Genomic DNA, 18,662 nt, shown 5'->3' with positions numbered 1-18,662 from the left:
ACACGACTCCAACAGGGATGCCCCTTCTCAGGGACCCGGCAATCTGCCGACCGGCTTGATGAAAGATGTCCGCTCACACCACACACCAAACCACATCCGTGTTGAACCCGTGAGAGGCATTGTGGGCGAATTAAACCGGGAACGCGGTAACAAAGTGTTTCAGGTTGTAACGCCCGCCAGATAAGGCTCTCCGGGATTTTTTGCCGTTATTTGCCGATAAAAAGATCATTTTTACCGAACCGTCGAAAGCGCTTGAATGGCGATTGGCTATTTTGAGCAGCGGCGCATATTGCACTGCTTCGCGACGCATGCGCGGCAGGCATTTTTGCCGCGAATAAGCAGGTCTGCTTGGGGAGTTGCTTGAAGCGTAGTCGCTTCAAAACGTATTGCAAGGGCCGAAACGGCCGTTCGTGAAAAATGATGCAACGCAACCGCGGCGCAAGCCGCCGTCGCGGCGACAGAATGGGCGTCGACTCAAAGCAATGAAGCGCTCAGTGACGAGCGCTGCATGGTTACAGGTCCGCGGCGTCGAACCCCGCCTGCGATTGCGAGCCGCCGCGACGCGCCAGCGCTACTTGAGCCACTTATCCGAAATGGCCTGATACTCGCCGCTTTCTCGTGCAAGATGCAGCCATTGGTCGACATATTGCTGGAACACCACATCGCCGCGCGGCACCATCCACGCCTTCTCGCCGTACTGGAACGGCTGGTCCGGATGAACGGAACAGAGGCCGGGATTAAGTTTTTGCTGCAGCAGCGTCTCGGAGGCGTCCGTGACCATCACGTCCGCGCGGCCCGCCAGGATCTGCTTGAACACGGTCACGTTATCCGGATAGACGGTCAGCTTCGCGTGTGGGAAGTGCTGCTTGGCAAACCGCTCGTTGGTGCCGCCCGGATTCACGATGACGCGCGTCGACGGCTGGTCGATCTGCTCAACCGTCTGGTACTTCTTCACGTCGTCGCAACGGACGATCGGCGTCTTGCCGTCGACCTGATACGGCTGCGTAAAGAACGCGCGCTTCTGCCGATCGAGCGTCGTCGATACGCCGCCTACCGCGATATCGCATTTCGCGATGAAGTCGTTCGTCAGGTTCGGCCACGTCGTTCTGATGAACTCCGCCTTCACGCCGAGCGACTTCGCGAGCGATTCGACCATATCGATATCGATGCCTTCGAACTGCCCGTCCTGCCTGTAATACGAGTAGGGTTTGTAATCGCCGGTGGTGCACGCGCGAAGCGTACCGCGCGCGATGATTTCATCCAGCCGCGACTGCGGCGAACCGGCAACCGCGACCGTCGATGGCGACGGCACTTGCATCGGTGACGACGCCGGCGCTTGTGCGAAAGCGGGACTCGCACCCAACCACGCACCCGACAACACACAGGAAAGCGCGCCGACGAATGTGCGTGACAGCACGCGCCGCGAAACGGATAACGTCTTGCTCATGGGATCTCCTTTTAGGGGCCGCTCATTCTACGTAGCGGGCGCTGAAAACCGTCGCGAGCGAGGCAATCTCCCCTTGTCGGTCAAGCGATGCACCGTTCAGACAACTGACGGGCACCTTGCGCCTTGCCATGCGTCAAGGCGGCACAGCCGACGCCAGCGCAACACCCGCGTCCGGTAGAATGCCCCTTTGCTTTAAGGCTTAAGGCGCACGCGACGTGGCTCAACAACTGATCAACGACACCTTTCTGCGCGCGCTGCTGCGCGAGCCGACCGACTACACGCCGATCTGGCTCATGCGACAGGCGGGCCGCTATCTGCCCGAATACAACGCGACGCGCAGCCGTGCCGGCAGCTTTCTCGGCCTCGCGAAGAATCCCGATTACGCCACCGAAGTGACGCTGCAGCCGCTCGAGCGTTATCCGCTCGACGCCGCGATCCTGTTCTCCGACATCCTGACAATTCCCGACGCAATGGGCTTGGGCCTTGAATTCGCCACCGGCGAAGGCCCGAAATTCGCGCGCCCGGTGCGCACGGAAGACGACGTCGCGCGCCTCGCGGTGCCCGACATCGACGCGACGCTGCGCTATGTGACCGACGCGGTGAGCCAGATCCGCCGCGCGCTAACCGATGCGCAAGGGCGTCAGCGCGTGCCGCTGATCGGCTTTTCGGGCAGCCCGTGGACGCTCGCGTGCTATATGGTCGAAGGCGGCGGCTCGGACGACTTCCGCACGGTGAAGTCGATGCTGTACGCGCGGCCGGACCTTATGCATCGAATTCTCGATGTCAACGCGCACGCGGTTACGGCGTATCTGAATGCTCAAATCGAAGCGGGCGCGCAGGCCGTGATGATCTTCGATACGTGGGGCGGCGCGCTCGCCGACGGAATCTATCAACGCTTTTCGCTGCACTACATCGAACAGATCGTGAGCGCGCTCAAGCGCGAGCACGACGGCCGGCGCGTGCCGGTCATCGCCTTCACGAAGGGCGGCGGCCTGTGGCTCGAAGAAATCGCTGCGTCGGGCGTCGATGCGGTCGGGCTCGACTGGACGGTGAACCTCGCACGCGCACGTGAGCGCGTCGCGGGCAAGGTTGCGCTCCAGGGCAATATCGACCCGTCGGTGCTGTTCGCACCGCCAGCCGCGATCCGCGTCGAAGCGCGCGCCGTGCTCGACAGCTACGGCAATCACCCGGGCCACGTGTTCAACCTCGGGCATGGTATTTCGCAGTACACGCCGCCCGAACACGTCGCGGAACTCGTCGACGAGGTGCATCGGCATAGCCGGGCACTGCGCACCGCGGGCCTGGCATAAGCGATGAGGACTGCGTCAAAGTGATGACAGTTTTGTTGCGTTGCAATGACGTGGGCTCTCGTCCTAAGGGGAAAATTGCATTCCACAGGCCGTCGAATGGCGTTCTGCTGGTTGTCAAGGCTTGACTTATACACATTAATCACGCTGCGGCGCGGTAGAAGCGGACGACGCCATATTGTGCTTGCCAAGCGGCGGAACTTCGTGTGAGCGCCTTAGCCAGTAAGGGTTTGACCGGGGCCGGAACAAGTGTGCGGGAAACCACACAAAGCGCTTGCGGACGCCGTTTGCGGGCATGCAAGGCGAAGTTCTCAACAAAGTTATCCACAGACCCCGGAAGCAGCCAATTGTTCTGCCGAATCCAACGCTTAGCGCCAAATGTGATGTTTCACTTTAAGTTCGGTAAGCCGGGCCGTGCGTGTCCAATGTCTGTGCTGATTCGCGCATCGGTGCCGTCGCGTTACATCGGCGGATGAGCCAGATATTCGTCCGGGTCGCGCTCGACCATCCGCTGCCGACACTTTTCGACTACCGATGCGAAATCGAAGCCGTCGGGACAATGCCGCAAGCCGGCATGCTCGTCAGCGTGCCGTTCGGCAAGCGCACGGTGGTCGGTCTCGTTTGCGAAGTGGCCGCTCACAGCGAGGTGCCGGAAGACCGTCTGCGCTCGGTGGATAACTTATGCGCCGCCTGTCCGCCGCTGTCCGCGCAATGGCTCGAACTGGCTGCGTTTGCGGCCGACTACTATCAGCGCGGTCTCGGCGAAGTGGCGCTGCCGGCGCTGCCGCAGGCCCTGCGCGATGCATCGCGATGGACGCGGTTGCTGGCGCCCGCGGAGCGTTATCGGCTATTGCCCGCGGGGCGAGACGCGCTGCCCGATGCGTTGCCGGCGCGCGCGAATGCGCTGCGGCGGCTGGCCGATGAGCTTGTCCGCGCGGGGAGTGTGTCGGCGGCCGATGCGCGGGCGTTGCATCCGAAGGCGGTGGCGACGCTCGACGCGTGGCGCGAGAAAGGCTGGGTCGAGCTCGAGGTGATCGAGGCGGCTGCGGCACCGCCCGTCACCCAGTCACCCGACGCATCAATCGGCGCGCTGCAGTCCCCGGCCGCACTTCCCGTCCTCACCGACGAACAATCCATCGCCGTCTCGGCGATCCACGACGCGCACGGCTTCGCCGCGTTCCTGCTGCATGGCGTGACCGGCAGCGGCAAAACCGAGGTCTACCTGCGCGCGCTAGCCGCCTTGCTCGCAACGGACCCGAGCGCGCAAGCCCTGGTGCTCGTCCCCGAAATCAACCTGACGCCGCAATTCGAAGCAGCCTTCCGCGCCCGCTTTGCCGCGCTCGACGAAACCGCCATCGTCACACTGCACAGCGGCCTCGCCGAAGGCGAACGCGCGCGCAACTGGTTCGCCGCGCACACCGGCCGCGCGCGCATCGTGCTCGGCACGCGGCTCGCGGTGCTCGCGTCGCTGCCGCGCCTTGCCATCATCTGCGTCGACGAGGAACACGACCCCGCGTACAAGCAGCAGGAAGGCCTGCGCTATTCGGCACGCGACCTCGCAATCTGGCGCGCGAAGCAACTGGGCATTCCGGTCGTGCTCGGCTCCGCGACGCCGTCGCTCGAAAGCTGGTGGCAAGCGGACCAGGGCCGCTACCAGCGACTCACGCTCGCGCGCCGCGCGGTCGCCGACGCCGCCTTGCCGGCCGTCAAACTGATCGATCTCGAAGACGAACGGCGCCGCGGCCGTGCCTCCGTAGAAGGCCTGTCGGGTCCGCTGGTCGCCGCGCTGAAAGCGCGTCTCGAGCGCGGCGAGCAGAGCCTCGTGTTTCTGAACCGCCGCGGCTACGCCCCGCAGCTTGCCTGCGACGCATGCGGCTGGGTCGCCGGCTGTCCACGTTGCAGCGCGTACGTGGTGCTGCACAAGCCCGAGCGCGCGCTGCGCTGCCATCACTGCGGCTGGGAGACGCGCATTCCGCGCGCGTGTCCCGAGTGCGGCAACGTCGATATCGCGCCGCTCGGACGCGGCACGCAGCGCGTCGAAGAAACGCTCGCGACGGTCGTGCCCGGCGCGCGCGTGCTGCGCATCGACGCCGACAGCACGCGCCGCAAAGGCAGCGCGCAGGCGCTGTTTTCGGATGTGCACGCGGGCGAAGTCGACATCCTCGTCGGCACGCAGATGGTGGCGAAGGGCCACGATTTCCGGCGCGTGTCGCTGGTCGGCGTGCTGAACGCGGATATGGCGCTGTTCTCACATGACTTTCGGGCCGGCGAGCGGCTCTTCGCGCAACTGATGCAGGTCAGCGGCCGCGCGGGCCGCGCCGGCCTGCCCGGCGAAGTGCTCGTGCAGACGCGTTATCCGCGGCACGCGCTGTATCACGCGCTTGCGCGTCACGACTACATCGGCTTTGCGAACGCAACGCTGGCCGAACGACGCGATGCGCATCTGCCACCGTTCGTCTACCAGGCGATGCTGCGTGCCGAAGGCCGCACGCTCGAAGCCGCGCTCGCCTTCCTGCAGCAGGCCGCGCGGGCGCTGCATGAGATTCCAGCCGCCGAATGGGTGACGGTGTATGACGCCGTGCCGCTAACCATCGTCAAGGTGATGCATGTGCATCGCGCCCAGCTGCTGATCGAAAGCGCGTCGCGAGGCGCGCTGCAAGCGACGTTGCGCGCATGGCAGCCGATGCTGCGCAATCTCAAAGGCGTGCAGCGCTGGAGCATCGAGGTCGATCCGCTCGATATCTGAACAGGCTTCAAGCATCGCAAACGCACGCCAAACACGCTCATCGGCAACGCCACAACAGCGCCCACAAATCCCTTCCAGTTATATCGATAGAGCGAAAGATCGTTTCATTCCCCCATCGCGCTCGACTATTCTTCGCCGAATCGACGCATGTTTTAACAACAATCGAAGCGACATGCGGCCTGTCATCTTTCGACTGCGGGGAATGAATGATGAGTGATACGAAACATACGCTGCCGGCGGGCGCGCATCCATCGAAGGGCAACAAAAGCGAAAAGACCGAAGCGGCACGCAGCACGCCGGGAGGACGCGGACTTTTCTCAACCGAAGACTGGTGGGCCGTCTGGATCGGCCTGCTCGTGGTCGTCGTTGCGTTGGCGCTGTTTGCGTCGGGCAGCAGCATCAAGTGGCTCGCGGTCGCGCCAGCCAAATGGACCAGCGTGTCGCAGGCCGTACACGACGTCGGCGTGCATCTGCCGAACTACCTCGCGCTCTTCGTGGTGTTCGCGGCGCTGTTCGGCATCGGCCTTTCCGCATTGAAGCAACGTGTCGCACATTTCATCGCTTCGTTCGCCATCCTCTTTATCGCATCGGTGCTGATTTTCGTGCTCGGCGCGTGGGTCGATGCGGCGAAATACAACCTCGAGCCGCCGCTTGTCGCGCTGGCGCTCGGGCTCGTGATCTCGAACCTGTTCACGCTGCCGTCGTGGTTCTCGGCGGGATTGCGCGTCGAGTTCTATATCAAGGTGGGCATTGTGCTGCTCGGCGCGACGCTGCCATTCACCTTGCTCGTGTGGGCCGGTCCGGTCGCGGTCGGGCAGGCGACGATCGTGTCGCTCGTCACGTTCTTCGTGATCTTCTTCGCCGGTAAGGCACTCGGTCTCGACAAGCGTTTTGCCGCGGTGCTCGGCGTGGGCGGCGCGGTGTGCGGCGTGTCCGCTGCCATCGCCATTGCAGGCGCGGTGCGAGCGAAGCGCGAGCACGCATCGGTCGCGATCACACTCGTCATTCTGTGGGCGATCGTGATGATCTTCGTCCTGCCGTTCGTGTCTCGCTCGCTTGGTTTATCGACAGCGGTGGCGGGCGCCTGGATCGGCACCTCGGAATTCGCGGACGCAGCCGGCATCGCCGCGGCGCAAGCCTACGGCGACTTTGCGAAGCACGCGGGCAGCGCGATTGCAGGCGCGCCCGAAGCATCGCTGCAGGCGTTCACGCTGATGAAAGTGGTGGGCCGCGACATCTGGATCGGCATCTGGGCGTTCCTGCTTGCGATCGCCGCGACCACGCGCTGGGAGACCGAAGACCAAAGCGCCGACGGCGCGACGGGCGGCACAGTCAAAGCAAAAGCGGACGCCGGCGAAATCTGGGCGCGCTTCCCCAAATTCGTCATTGGTTTTGTGATCGCGTCGGCGCTCGTCACATGGATCGCGAGCCACTACTCGCTCGCCGATTACCGGAAAGTGGTCACGCCCGAACTCGTCGCGCCGATCACCGCGTTGCGCACGTGGGCGTTTATCTTCTGCTTCTTCAGCATCGGACTGACCACGCGCCTGCGCTCGCTGACGACGACCGGCGTCAAACCGTTCGTCGCTTTTACGGCCGGTGTCGCGGTCAATATCGTGATCGGTTACGTGCTGTCCGCGCACGTGTTCGCGCCGTACTGGAACAGCCTGGGGCAGGGCTCGTGAGCGCCGCCGCGCCGGATCGATCCGAGCCGCGCGCGCCGCCGCTCGCAGAGACGGCAAGGGCGGCTGCGGACCTGGCCACGCGCCGGCCGCGATGCGCCGGTTGCCGATACCGCGCCGACGATCGGCATTCCATCGAACAAAGCATTCCCGGCCTCGCTGTCTTCAGTTCAGGCTTCGGCGCGAGCGTCGCCACGACGCGGCTGTGCATGCTGCACGACCGCTTCGTATCGCCCGACGATGCCTGCAATCAGTTCGCGCATCGGCACACGCCTTCGCGTTGATGCCCGGGCCGGCCGCCTGCGTACGCGCGCACGGCGACCGGTCCCGGCATTACAGACCCGCGCTACCCCCTTCAACTGCATCGAACCTGACGCGTCGTTAGCTGCGAACCCGCACCTCGCCGGAACGTGCGTTCCGGCTCGGCTTACGCTCGCCACGCGACGCGCCGCTTGCGGCGCCGCGGATAAACAGCGCCGCGCACATCGCACACACGGTCCAGATTGCTGCGACTACCCACCACTTTTCCATTTCCTTCTTCCCTGATTACCGGTCGTTTTTACTTGTCTGACGCAACAGCGTGTATTGCTTTCCTGTATAACGGCGCGCCGGGGAAATCACTTAGGGTGCTGCGCAAACTTTCTTTCCAGGGAAAATACCGAGCGTCGCCGTGGCGCGACCGAGCGCGTGCGATTCGCGCAAACCCTTGCCCGGCAAAGGTTTCGAGTGGGTGCAACCAAGCTTGCAAACTGGTTGCACCTTTTTATTGAGAGAGGTACGATGCGCCAACTTTTCAGTCTCTGGCCGGCGCCCGCGCGCTGGCGCTTCAGCATCAAGAAGGAAACATGGCGAGCACTACCCTCGGCGTCAAAGTCGACGACCTCCTGCGTTCCCGGCTCAAAGATGCCGCCGCACGCCTCGAACGCACTCCGCACTGGCTGATCAAGCAGGCGATCTTCGCGTACCTCGAAAAGATCGAGCACGGCCAGCTTCCGGCCGAACTGTCGGGCAGCCACGGCGCCGTCGACCTCGACAGCGTCAACGGCGCGGGCGACGATGACAGCGCCTCGCATCCGTTCCTCGAATTCGCGCAAAGCGTGCAGCCGCAGTCGGTGCTGCGCGCGGCGATCACGGCCGCGTATCGCCGGCCCGAGCCCGAGTGCGTGCCTTTCCTGCTCGGCCAGGCGCGCTTGCCGGCGAACCTTGCCGCCGAGGTCCAGAAGATGGCCGCGAAGCTCGTCGAAACGCTGCGCGGCAAACGGTCGGGCGGCGGCGTCGAAGGGCTGATCCACGAGTTTTCGCTGTCGAGCCAGGAAGGCGTCGCGCTGATGTGCCTCGCCGAAGCGCTGCTGCGCATTCCCGACCGCGCGACGCGCGATGCCTTGATTCGCGACAAGATCAGCAAGGGCGACTGGCGCTCGCACGTCGGCCACGCGCCGTCGCTGTTCGTGAATGCGGCGACCTGGGGCCTGATGATCACGGGCAAGCTCGTCACGACCAATAGTGAAACGGGGCTTTCGTCGGCGCTCACGCGCATGATCGGCAAGGGCGGCGAGCCGCTGATCCGCAAGGGCGTCGATATGGCGATGCGCCTGATGGGCGAGCAGTTCGTCACCGGCGAGAACATTTCGGAAGCGCTGGCGAACAGCCGCAAGTACGAAGCGCGCGGCTTCCGCTATTCGTACGACATGCTCGGCGAAGCGGCGACCACCGAAGCGGACGCGCAGCGCTACTACGCGTCGTACGAGCAGGCGATCCACGCGATCGGCAAGGCCGCGGGCGGCCGCGGCATCTACGAAGGCCCGGGCATCTCGATCAAGCTTTCCGCGCTGCATCCGCGCTATGCGCGCTCGCAGCAGGAACGCACGATGAGCGAACTGCTGCCGCGCGTGCGCGCGCTCGCGATCCTCGCGCGCCGCTACGACATCGGCCTCAATATCGACGCGGAAGAAGCGGACCGCCTCGAAATCTCGCTCGATCTGCTCGAAGCGCTGTGCTTCGATCCGGAGCTCGCGGGCTGGAACGGCATCGGTTTCGTCGTGCAGGCGTACCAGAAGCGCTGCCCGTTCGTGATCGATTACATCGTCGACCTTGCGCGCCGCAGCCGTCATCGCATCATGGTGCGGCTCGTGAAGGGCGCGTATTGGGACAGCGAAATCAAGCGCGCGCAGGTGGACGGGCTCGAGGGCTATCCGGTGTACACGCGCAAGATCTACACCGACGTCTCGTATCTTGCGTGCGCGAAGAAGCTGCTCGGCGCGCCCGATGCGGTGTATCCGCAATTCGCGACGCACAACGCGCACACGCTGTCGGCCATCTATCACCTCGCGGGCCAGAATTACTACCCCGGCCAATACGAGTTCCAGTGCCTGCACGGCATGGGCGAGCCGCTGTACGAAGAAGTGACGGGCCGCGACAAGCTGAACCGTCCGTGCCGCGTCTACGCGCCGGTCGGCACGCATGAAACGCTGCTCGCGTATCTCGTGCGCCGTCTGCTCGAAAACGGCGCGAATACGTCGTTCGTCAACCGCATCGCCGATGAAACCGTGCCGGTCAAGGAACTCGTCGCCGATCCGGTGGAAGAGGCAGCGAAGCTCGTGCCGCTCGGCGCGCCGCACGCGAAGATTCCGCTGCCGCGCCAGCTGTACGGCGCCGAGCGCGTCAATTCGATGGGCCTCGATCTGTCGAATGAACATCGGTTGGCGTCGCTGTCGTCGGCGCTGCTGGCGAGCGCGCATCATCCGTGGCGCGCCGTGCCGATGCTCGCCGACGACGCAATCAACGGCGGCGCCGCGCGCGATGTGCGCAACCCGGCCGATCATCGCGATCTGGTCGGCACGGTCGTCGATGCGACGCCCGAGCATGTGAGCGCGGCACTCGCGCATGCGCTCGCCGCCGCGCCGATCTGGCAGGCGACGCCCGTCGACGCGCGCGCCGACTGCCTCGCGCGTGCGGCCGATCTGCTCGAAGCGCAAATGCACACGCTGATGGGTCTCGTGGTGCGCGAGGCGGGCAAGTCGCTGCCGAACGCGGTATCGGAGATCCGCGAAGCAATCGACTTCCTGCGCTACTACTCGATGCAGATCCGCAACGAGTTCTCGAACGATACACACCGGCCGCTCGGTCCGGTCGTCTGTATCAGTCCGTGGAACTTCCCGCTCGCGATCTTTATGGGCCAGGTGGCCGCGGCGCTCGCGGCCGGCAATACGGTGCTCGCGAAACCGGCCGAGCAGACCTCGCTGATCGCCGCGCAAGGCGTGCGCATTCTGCGCGAAGCGGGCGTGCCCGCGGGCGCGGTGCAACTGCTGCCGGGCGACGGCGAAACGGTTGGTGCGGCGCTCGTCGCCGATGCGCGCACGCGCGCCGTGATGTTCACGGGCTCGACCGAAGTCGCGCGGCACATCAACAAGACGCTATCGGAGCGCCTCGATGCGGACGGCAAGCCGATTCCGCTGATTGCCGAAACGGGCGGCCAGAACGCGATGATCGTCGATTCGTCGGCGCTCGCGGAGCAGGTCGTCGCGGACGTGCTGCAGTCGGCCTTCGACTCGGCCGGTCAACGATGTTCGGCGCTGCGCGTTCTTTGTCTGCAGGACGATATTGCGGACCGTACGCTCGAGATGCTGACCGGCGCGATGAAAGAACTGGCGGTGGCCAACCCGGACCGTCTGTCGACCGACGTCGGCCCGGTGATCGACGCCGAAGCGAAGCGCGGTATCGACGCGCATATCGCGGCGATGCGCGAGAAGGGCCGCAACGTCGTGCAGCTGCCGATGCCCGAAGGCTGCGCGGCCGGCACGTTCGTGCCGCCGACGCTGATCGAGCTCGACAGCATCGACGAATTGAAGCGCGAGGTGTTTGGGCCCGTGCTGCACGTGGTGCGATATCGCCGCAGCGCGCTCGACAAGCTGCTCGAGCAGATTCGCGCGACCGGTTACGGGCTCACGCTCGGCATCCACACGCGCATCGACGAGACGATCGCGCATGTGATCAGCCGCGCGCATGTGGGGAACATCTACGTGAACCGCAACGTGATCGGCGCGGTGGTCGGCGTGCAGCCGTTCGGCGGCGAGGGCTTGTCGGGCACGGGGCCGAAGGCGGGTGGCGCGCTGTATCTGCAGCGTCTGCTGGCGAAGCGGCCGGCGGGCTTGCCGAAGTCGCTCGCGCAGACGCTGATTGCGGACACGCCGGTTCAGCAACCTGCATCGGCAAGCGCGTCGGCATCCGCGCAGAACGGCGCAACGGCTAACGGCGCGGCAGCGGGCGACGGCGCCGCGGCCAACGGCAAACCATCCGCCGCGCTCGCCGCGCTGCGCGACTGGCTGATCGCGGAGCGCGAGCCGGCGCTCGCGGCACGCTGCGACGGCTACATGGCGAACGTGCCGGCCGGCGCGACCGCGGTGCTGCCGGGCCCGACCGGCGAGCGCAACACGTATTCGCTCGGCGCGCGCGGCACGGTGTTGTGCATCGCGTCGACGGCAAGCGGTGCGCGCGTGCAGCTGGCCGCCGTTCTGGCGACCGATAATCACGCGCTGTTCGAAGGCGCGGCAGGCGAAGCACTCGTGGCATCGTTGCCCGCCTCGCTGAAACGCTATGCGAGCGCGAAGAAGAGCGCCGACGCCTCGTTCGACGCCGTGCTGTTCGAAGGGGACAGCGACGAACTGCTGGCCCTGACGAAGGAAATCGCGAAGCGCGCGGGTCCGATCGTCTCGGTGCAGGGCGTCGCGGCAAGAGCGCTGGAAAACGGCGATGAAGATTACGCGCTCGAGCGTCTGCTGACGGAACGTTCGGTCAGCGTGAACACGGCAGCGGCAGGCGGCAATGCAAATTTGATGACGATCGGCTGAGCGAACCTTCGCCAATCGATTCAAAAGAACGGAAGCGGCACGGCGACCCCGACATCCGCTCCATCCACACCTGGTACCAAGGAGATGATATGCAACACACGATGAAAAAGCTGGCAGGCGCAACGCTGGTTGCCGCTATGTCGCTTGCGGGGGCAGCGCACGCTCAGCAGGCCGAAGAGGTGAAGATCGGTTTCGCGGGCCCGATGACCGGTGCGCAGGCGCACTACGGCAAAGATTTCCAGAATGGCATCACGCTCGCGGTCGAAGACATGAACGCAACGAAGCCGACCATCGGCGGCAAGCCGGTTCGCTTCGTGCTCGACGTCGCTGACGATCAGGCCGACCCGCGCACGGGCACGACGGTCGCGCAGAAACTCGTCGACGACGGCATCAAGGGCATGCTCGGCCACTTCAACTCGGGCACGACGATTCCGGCTTCGCGCATCTATGCGAACGCGGGCATTCCGCAGATCGCGATGGCGACCGCCCCTGAGTACACGCAGCAAGGCTTCAAGACCACGTTCCGGATGATGACGTCGGATACGCAGCAAGGTTCGGTGGCCGGCACGTTCGCGGTGAAGAAGCTCGGCATGAAGAAGATCGCGATTGTCGACGACCGCACGGCATACGGCCAGGGTCTCGCCGACCAGTTCGAGAAGGCCGCGAAGGCGTCGGGCGCCACGATCGTCGACCGTGAATACACGAACGACAAGGCGGTCGACTTCAAGTCGATCCTGACCAAGCTGAAGTCGATGAACCCGGATCTCATCTACTACGGCGGCGCCGATTCGCAGGCCGCGCCGATGGTCAAGCAGATGAAGACGCTCGGCATCAAGGCGCCGCTGATGGGCGGCGAAATGGTGCACACGCCGACGTTCCTGAGCGTGGCCGGCGATGCGGCGAACGGCACGGTGGCGTCGCTCGCGGGCCTGCCGCTCGAAGAAATGCCCGGCGGCAAGGACTACGTCGAGAAGTACAAGAAGCGCTTCAACGAAGACGTGCAGACGTACTCGCCGTATGCGTATGACGGCGCGATGGCGATGTTCGACGCCATGAAGAAGGCGAACTCGACCGACCCGGCGAAGTACCTGCCGGTGCTCGCGAAGACCAACATGCCGGCTGTGACGACCAAGGATCTGGCGTACGACAGCAAGGGCGACCTGAAGAACGGCGGCATCACGCTGTACAAGGTGGTCGACGGCAAGTGGACGACGCTGGAGAGCGTGGGCGGCAAGTAAGCCGTTCTGGCGCAGCGCTGCAAGGCGGTAAATGCAGACGAAGGCCCCGCGAGCGAAAACGCGCTCGCGGGGTTTTTTTATAAATTTTTCTTCATGCTTTCGCGGGCGTAAAAGGAAACCTCGGGAAGCCTCCCGTCACTATGCTTGGGTTCGCCGTGTGACGAAACGAAGGAGGCACCTCAAGTGAACAAACCGATCATCCATTACATCGCATTGCGAACCAGCGTGTGCGTGGCGATCGCGCTCGCCGCATCGACGTTGGCGGGCTGCGCGAATTTCCATGGACAGCCGAACGGCCCGGGCGATTGCGTCGGTCCGCCGGGCTTTTGCGTGCCGTATTTCGGCGCGAACGCAATCGTTCCCGGCGCGCAGCCGGCGCGCGCATACGCGGCTTTTCACCGGTTACCGCAGGCGGCCCGTCAGCCCGTTGACGCATAATGACGCGCAGACGCTAGCGTGCGCGGCATGACAGATGCTGCGCGCATCGGGGAACCCGCCTATGACCGACGACCGCACCAACACGATGAACGACACGAGACAAACACGGCACGACGCGCGCACGCGCGCCGCCGATCTGTTAGTCGGCCTCGTGAAGAGCTTGCCGCTTCGCGAACGCATCGTCGAAGGGTGTCTCGTTGCATTGCAGGCGGTCTGCGGCGCGTGTCTTGCCTACGGTCTTTCGATTGCGCTGCATACGCAGCAACCGTTCTGGGCCGCGATTACCGCGATCGCGGTCACGCAGCATACCTATGCGGACACGCGCAACCTGTCCCGCGACCAGTTTATCGGCGCGATGGCGGGCGGCCTGTTCGGTTTCGTCGGCGCGTTGCTCGGGGCCGGCGCGCACGAACTGCTCGGCTACGCGACGACGGTCGCCGCCGTCATCGTCGCGTGCTGGTGCGTGAATGTGGGCAGCGCCGCGCGTCTTGGCGCGATTACCGCGACGATCGTGCTGCTCGTGCCGATGCAAGGGCCATTGTGGGATGTGCCGCTGTTCAGGCTGATCCAGGTGGTGATCGGCACGTTGTCGACGCTCGTCGTCAGCTGGCTGTTCGGTTGGGGGCAGCGCAGGCTTGCGCAGATGCGCGGCTCGCGCTGAGCACGCCGTCGATCGCGTGGCCGAGTGCTCATGCGACGACAACGGCGGAAGCCAAAAGTAAGGCTGCCACGCCAAAACGATCGCGCGCCGCCCGCGCGTAACGCGCGTAACGCACGTCACGCGCGTCACCACGCTTTGACCCACGACGAGTAGCCCTTTCATCAAGCTTGATTGGCAATTCTGAACTTTTGTGAATTGTCGCCAAAGCCGAATCCCGAGGCTCTACGATCAGATGCGTTTATCGTACGGGGATTGGCATGAGCAAACTAAATATGGCCGAGATTGGTCGGCGAACGGCTGTGGAGCGGCCGTATTTCGCATTCGACGAATTGTCTCTAAGCGCCGATGGCGCGGTAGTCGGCGATGTTCGACGCGAACATGCGTTGGGCTACGAATGCGGTCCTTTAGGCGCGGCGGAAATCGGCCGGCATCTTGCGATTCTCGGCTCATGCGCTGCGGCGGCGCATTCGGCCAGCGATGAACGCTTGTACTACCTCGTCACGCATGCGGAGTTGCGACGACATGGCGTGGTGCGCGCAGGCCTTCCCTTGGCGCGCGACGCGTGCCGTGGCACCGCGACCATCGTCGAGCGCACGGCCCGCACGCTTTCCGCACAAACCACGATGCAGATCGGCGACGACGCGCCGTTCGTTTCGCTCTTCGTGCGATACCGCGTGTTGAGCGAACTGCTGTTTGCGCGGTTGTTTGCGCATCTCGCGGTGGGCCGGGATCACACCGGCATTGCGTCGCCGTACGTCGAACCGATTCCGCTCGTCTGGTCCGAGCCGCGCGGCGATTCGATCGTCGCGCGAAATCATGGGCTGTCCGCGCGCGATTGCGCGGGGCACTTTAGAGGCTACCCAGCGTGGCCGGTCGCGATCATCGCTTCGTGCATGCTGCGAACCGTCGAGCGCTTGCTGCATCATGCGCTGCGGTTTCCGGTTCAGTGGGTGATGGATAGCTGCGAGCTCGATGCGCTCGAGCTGATTCCGGCTGCGGCGTCGGTTGTGTTCTCAACGACGTATCGCGGTGCGGCAGCGGGCGAAACGCGGCATGCGTTCGTCTGCGAAGCGCATGTGGACGACAAACTTTGCGCGCGGATGTCGACGGTGGTGAGCACGCAGGAAGCAATTCACAGTATCGATGTGATCGAAACCGCCGGCGGCCTGACCGTATTGTGAAGTGAGAGGACCGGGGGCTCGCCCCGGTCCGCATCGGGTACTACGCAGTCGCGACCCGGCCGGGATCGCGCGACCGGTCTCGCACGCAACTTACAGCGCGTGCTTGACGGCATTAGCGGAGTCCGTCAGATCTTTCCCCGCCCCCGCGACCGTATTGCAACCTACCAAGGCCAGCAGGCCGCCCATCAACAACGAAATAGCGATTAAGCGCTTAAACATACTCACCGACCTCCGACTTGTTCATTAACCACGAATGTGAATCTACCGCTTTTCCTTACAATCAGGAACGGATCGATGCGCGGCGAGTATAAACGATGCCGCCGGCGACAGCGGGCGTCCCGATTCGAGTCCTGACGACGCGGTTTGCCGAGCGGCTATAACATCGTCGGGCTGACCATTTCAACCACGGCAAGACGGGACAGAAAACCGCATCATGATCCGCTATCTTCGCACCTTCGTCGTCGCGGCCGAGGCCGAGTCGTTTTCGGCCGCCGGCAACCGGCTCGGGCTGACTCAGTCGGCCGTTAGCACCCAGATACGACGGCTCGAGGACGAGCTCGGCTTCCCGCTGTTCGACCGCAAGGCCAAGTCGGTCACGCTGTGCAGCGAAGGCCGGCATGCGCTCGAACAGGCGACGCAGATTCTCGATCTGTTCGACGGCATGAAGCAGCAGCGCGGTTTTCCCGACCCGCGCGGATTGAACATCGGCGCGATTTCGACGGTCCAGGCGAGCCTTTTGCCAAAGGCGCTGCAGCATTTCAGACGGGCGCAGCCGGCGGCGTCCATCCATATCGCGCCTGGCGTATCGACCGATCTACTCGCGAAAGTCGACTCGCACGAACTCGATCTCGCGGTGATGATCAAGCCGCGGCTCGGCTTGCCGCCGGACCTCAAATGGATTCCGCTGATTAGCGAGCGCTATGTCGGCATCGCGCCGCAGGGCACGCCCGGCGATCTCGCCGAAGTGTTGCGCACGCAACCATTTATTCGCTACGACCGGCGCTCGCCCGGCGGCCAGTTAGTCGACCGCTATCTGAAGCAACATGGCCTGGCGACGATGGATACGATGGAGCTCGACGAACCCTCCGTCATCCTGAACATGGTCAGCGAAGGACTTGGCTGTTCGATCATTCCCGGCGACCTCGTCCCGGTCGGCAAAGCGCGTGGCATCAAGACGCTGCGTTTGCCCGGCAGCCCGCTGATTCGCGAGATCGGAATCCTCGCGCGGCTCGACGTGATCGACCGGCCATCGACGCAAACTTTCGTCGACAGCCTGAGCGTGCAGGCATCGAAAATCGGCAAGCGTTCAAGCCGGTCCACCGGACGAGCTATCTAATTTTCTTAGGCTCAGCCCCGTAAATTTCCGTTTTACAGGCAAATTCCACCGTTCCTATACTGGCTTTCAACTTCGATCGCGACGCGGACCTCAAGGAGACGAGGTCTGTGCAGTCGTCCGGTCGACTGCCTATGTGAGGAACCCAGTGGATTTACAACTGACTGGCAAGGTGGCGCTCGTACTCGGCGCCGGCGGTGGCCTGGGCGGCGCGATTGCGCGTGCGCTGGCCGCTGAGGGAGTGCGCGTTGCGGTGGCCGATGTCGATCTGGCCGCGGCCGACAAGACCGCGCACGCGATCAACGATGCAGGCGGCCGCGCGCTGTCCGTGCAATGGGACCTCGCCGATCTCGCGAGCATCGACGGCCATGTGAGCACGATCGAAGGCGAACTCGGCCCCGTCGATATCCTTGTGAACAACACGGGCGGACCGCCGCCCACGCCGGCGAGCGGACAGGATCCGGCGCTCTGGCGCAAGCATTTCGACAGCATGGTGCTGTCCGTGGTCGCGATTACGGACCGCGTGCTGCCGGGCATGAAGAGCCGCAAATTCGGCCGGATTATCACGAGCACCTCATCGGGCGTGGTCGCGCCGATTCCGAATCTCGGTCTTTCGAATGCGTTGCGTCTGTCGCTGGTCGGCTGGTCGAAGACGCTCGCGAAAGAGGTCGGCCGCGATGGCGTGACCTGCAACATCGTCTTGCCGGGCCGTATTGCGACCGATCGCATCCGCTTTCTCGACGAGACGAAAGCGAAGCGCGAAGGCCGTCCGGTTGAAGACGTGGCGGCCGAAAGCACCGCATCGATTCCGGTGGGCCGCTATGGCGAGCCGCGCGAATACGGCGACATGGTGACGTTTCTTGCGAGCCCGCGCGCGTCGTACATCACGGGCTCGACGATCCGCATCGACGGCGGATTGATCGCGAGCGTCTGACCTTCTTTTCGACTCCTTCCCGAACCTCAACCTATGACTACCGAATTCAAGCCTCTCGATGCGAGCGTGGTGTCCGCGCTCGCGGGCGTGTCGACCGCCACGCTCACGACGGTGCTGCTCAAGCACGGACTGCGCAATGTGTGGCTGCGCGGCACGCGGCCGATCGCGCCGGGCCAGCCGCGACTCGTCGGACGCGCCTTCACGTTGCGTTTCGTGCCGGCCCGCGAAGATCTCGCGACGCCGGCCTCATGGGGCTCGCCGATTTCGACGCGGGCCGCGATCGAAGCGATGCCCGAGGGCTGCATCGCCGTGGTCGACGCGATGGGCGTGACCGACGCCGGCATCTTCGGCGACATCCTTTGCTCGCGGATGCACAAGCGCGGCGTGGCGGGGCTCGTGACGGACGGCGTGGTGCGCGACGTCGAAGGCGTGTTGCAGAGCAAGTTGCCGGTGTGGTGCCAGGGCACGGCGGCGCCGCCTTCGGTCGCGGGGCTGACGTTCGTCGGCTGGCAGGAGCCGATCGCGTGCGGCGGCGTAGCGGTGTTCCCGAACGACCTGATTGTGATCGATCAGGACGGCGCGGTGGTCGTTCCGGCCGCGATGGTGGACGAGGTGGTGGCCGCGTCGGTCGAACAGGAACAGCTCGAGGGCTGGATCATGAACGAAGTGAATAACGGCGCGTCGCTGCCGGGCCTGTATCCGCCGAACGAAGCGAACAAGGCGCGCTACGCCGAGTGGGCGAAGAAGAAGGGCGGCTCGCCGGGCTAGTCGCGCGTTGCGGGTTGCAGCGCCAGGCGTGACGCTAGCCGTCACGCCGGCGGTATCGGAACACATCTGAGCGCATGGCA

General features: G+C 64.5%; 13 protein-coding genes. 12 read left to right on the top strand and 1 reads right to left on the bottom strand.

The window, feature by feature from the left end:
- Positions 1 to 571 precede the first annotated feature (571 nt).
- On the bottom strand, positions 572 to 1,318 hold the full coding sequence (locus ACYPXD_RS29350; protein ID WP_459720910.1) for a transporter substrate-binding domain-containing protein: 747 nt from the start codon (positions 1,316 to 1,318) through the stop codon (positions 572 to 574).
- A gap of 344 nt (positions 1,319 to 1,662) precedes the next feature.
- Between ACYPXD_RS29350 and hemE the strand changes: the two genes are divergently transcribed.
- From hemE to ACYPXD_RS29290, 12 genes are all read left to right on the top strand, one after another.
- Positions 1,663 to 2,757: a uroporphyrinogen decarboxylase gene (hemE, locus tag ACYPXD_RS29345; RefSeq protein WP_459720015.1), complete on the top strand. Its 1,095-nt coding sequence runs from the start codon at positions 1,663 to 1,665 to the stop codon at positions 2,755 to 2,757.
- 469 nt (positions 2,758 to 3,226) lie between these two features.
- Positions 3,227 to 5,500, top strand: coding sequence for a primosomal protein N' (locus ACYPXD_RS29340; RefSeq protein WP_459720012.1), 2,274 nt, complete (start codon positions 3,227 to 3,229; stop codon positions 5,498 to 5,500).
- A gap of 209 nt (positions 5,501 to 5,709) precedes the next feature.
- Positions 5,710 to 7,185 carry a YeiH family protein gene (locus ACYPXD_RS29335; RefSeq protein ID WP_459720009.1) on the top strand — a complete coding sequence of 492 codons (1,476 nt, stop codon included), beginning with the start codon at positions 5,710 to 5,712 and terminating at the stop codon, positions 7,183 to 7,185.
- The gene (locus tag ACYPXD_RS29330; RefSeq protein ID WP_459720006.1) at positions 7,182 to 7,466 is read left to right on the top strand and encodes a hypothetical protein; all 285 of its coding nucleotides are present in this window, start codon (positions 7,182 to 7,184) and stop codon (positions 7,464 to 7,466) included. The genes ACYPXD_RS29335 and ACYPXD_RS29330 overlap by 4 nt, the downstream gene beginning before the upstream one ends.
- A 561-nt stretch (positions 7,467 to 8,027) precedes the next feature.
- Positions 8,028 to 12,029: a trifunctional transcriptional regulator/proline dehydrogenase/L-glutamate gamma-semialdehyde dehydrogenase gene (gene putA, locus ACYPXD_RS29325; RefSeq protein ID WP_459720003.1), complete on the top strand. Its 4,002-nt coding sequence runs from the start codon at positions 8,028 to 8,030 to the stop codon at positions 12,027 to 12,029.
- An 89-nt stretch (positions 12,030 to 12,118) separates the two neighbouring features.
- Positions 12,119 to 13,267, top strand: a complete 1,149-nt coding sequence (locus ACYPXD_RS29320; RefSeq protein ID WP_459720000.1) for a branched-chain amino acid ABC transporter substrate-binding protein — start codon at positions 12,119 to 12,121, stop codon at positions 13,265 to 13,267.
- A gap of 183 nt (positions 13,268 to 13,450) precedes the next feature.
- Positions 13,451 to 13,705 (top strand): hypothetical protein, encoded by a 255-nt coding sequence (locus ACYPXD_RS29315; RefSeq protein WP_459719997.1) that lies wholly within the window; start codon positions 13,451 to 13,453, stop codon positions 13,703 to 13,705.
- Between the two features lie 61 nt (positions 13,706 to 13,766).
- Positions 13,767 to 14,366, top strand: coding sequence for an FUSC family protein (locus ACYPXD_RS29310; RefSeq protein WP_459719994.1), 600 nt, complete (start codon positions 13,767 to 13,769; stop codon positions 14,364 to 14,366).
- A 257-nt stretch (positions 14,367 to 14,623) separates the two neighbouring features.
- Positions 14,624 to 15,547 (top strand): hypothetical protein, encoded by a 924-nt coding sequence (locus ACYPXD_RS29305; RefSeq protein ID WP_459719991.1) that lies wholly within the window; start codon positions 14,624 to 14,626, stop codon positions 15,545 to 15,547.
- Between the two features lie 433 nt (positions 15,548 to 15,980).
- Entirely contained in the window at positions 15,981 to 16,883 is a 903-nt protein-coding gene (locus ACYPXD_RS29300) for a LysR family transcriptional regulator (protein ID WP_459719988.1), read from the top strand.
- 145 nt (positions 16,884 to 17,028) lie between these two features.
- The gene (locus tag ACYPXD_RS29295; protein WP_459719985.1) at positions 17,029 to 17,814 is read left to right on the top strand and encodes an SDR family oxidoreductase; all 786 of its coding nucleotides are present in this window, start codon (positions 17,029 to 17,031) and stop codon (positions 17,812 to 17,814) included.
- A 33-nt stretch (positions 17,815 to 17,847) separates the two neighbouring features.
- Positions 17,848 to 18,582, top strand: coding sequence for a ribonuclease activity regulator RraA (locus tag ACYPXD_RS29290; RefSeq protein ID WP_459719982.1), 735 nt, complete (start codon positions 17,848 to 17,850; stop codon positions 18,580 to 18,582).
- Positions 18,583 to 18,662: the final 80 nt, after the last annotated feature.

The sequence above is a fragment of the Paraburkholderia sp. 2C genome (assembly GCF_054589215.1).
The sequence above is the reverse complement of the archived record's forward strand: the minus strand, read 5'-3'. Positions and strand labels throughout refer to the sequence as shown.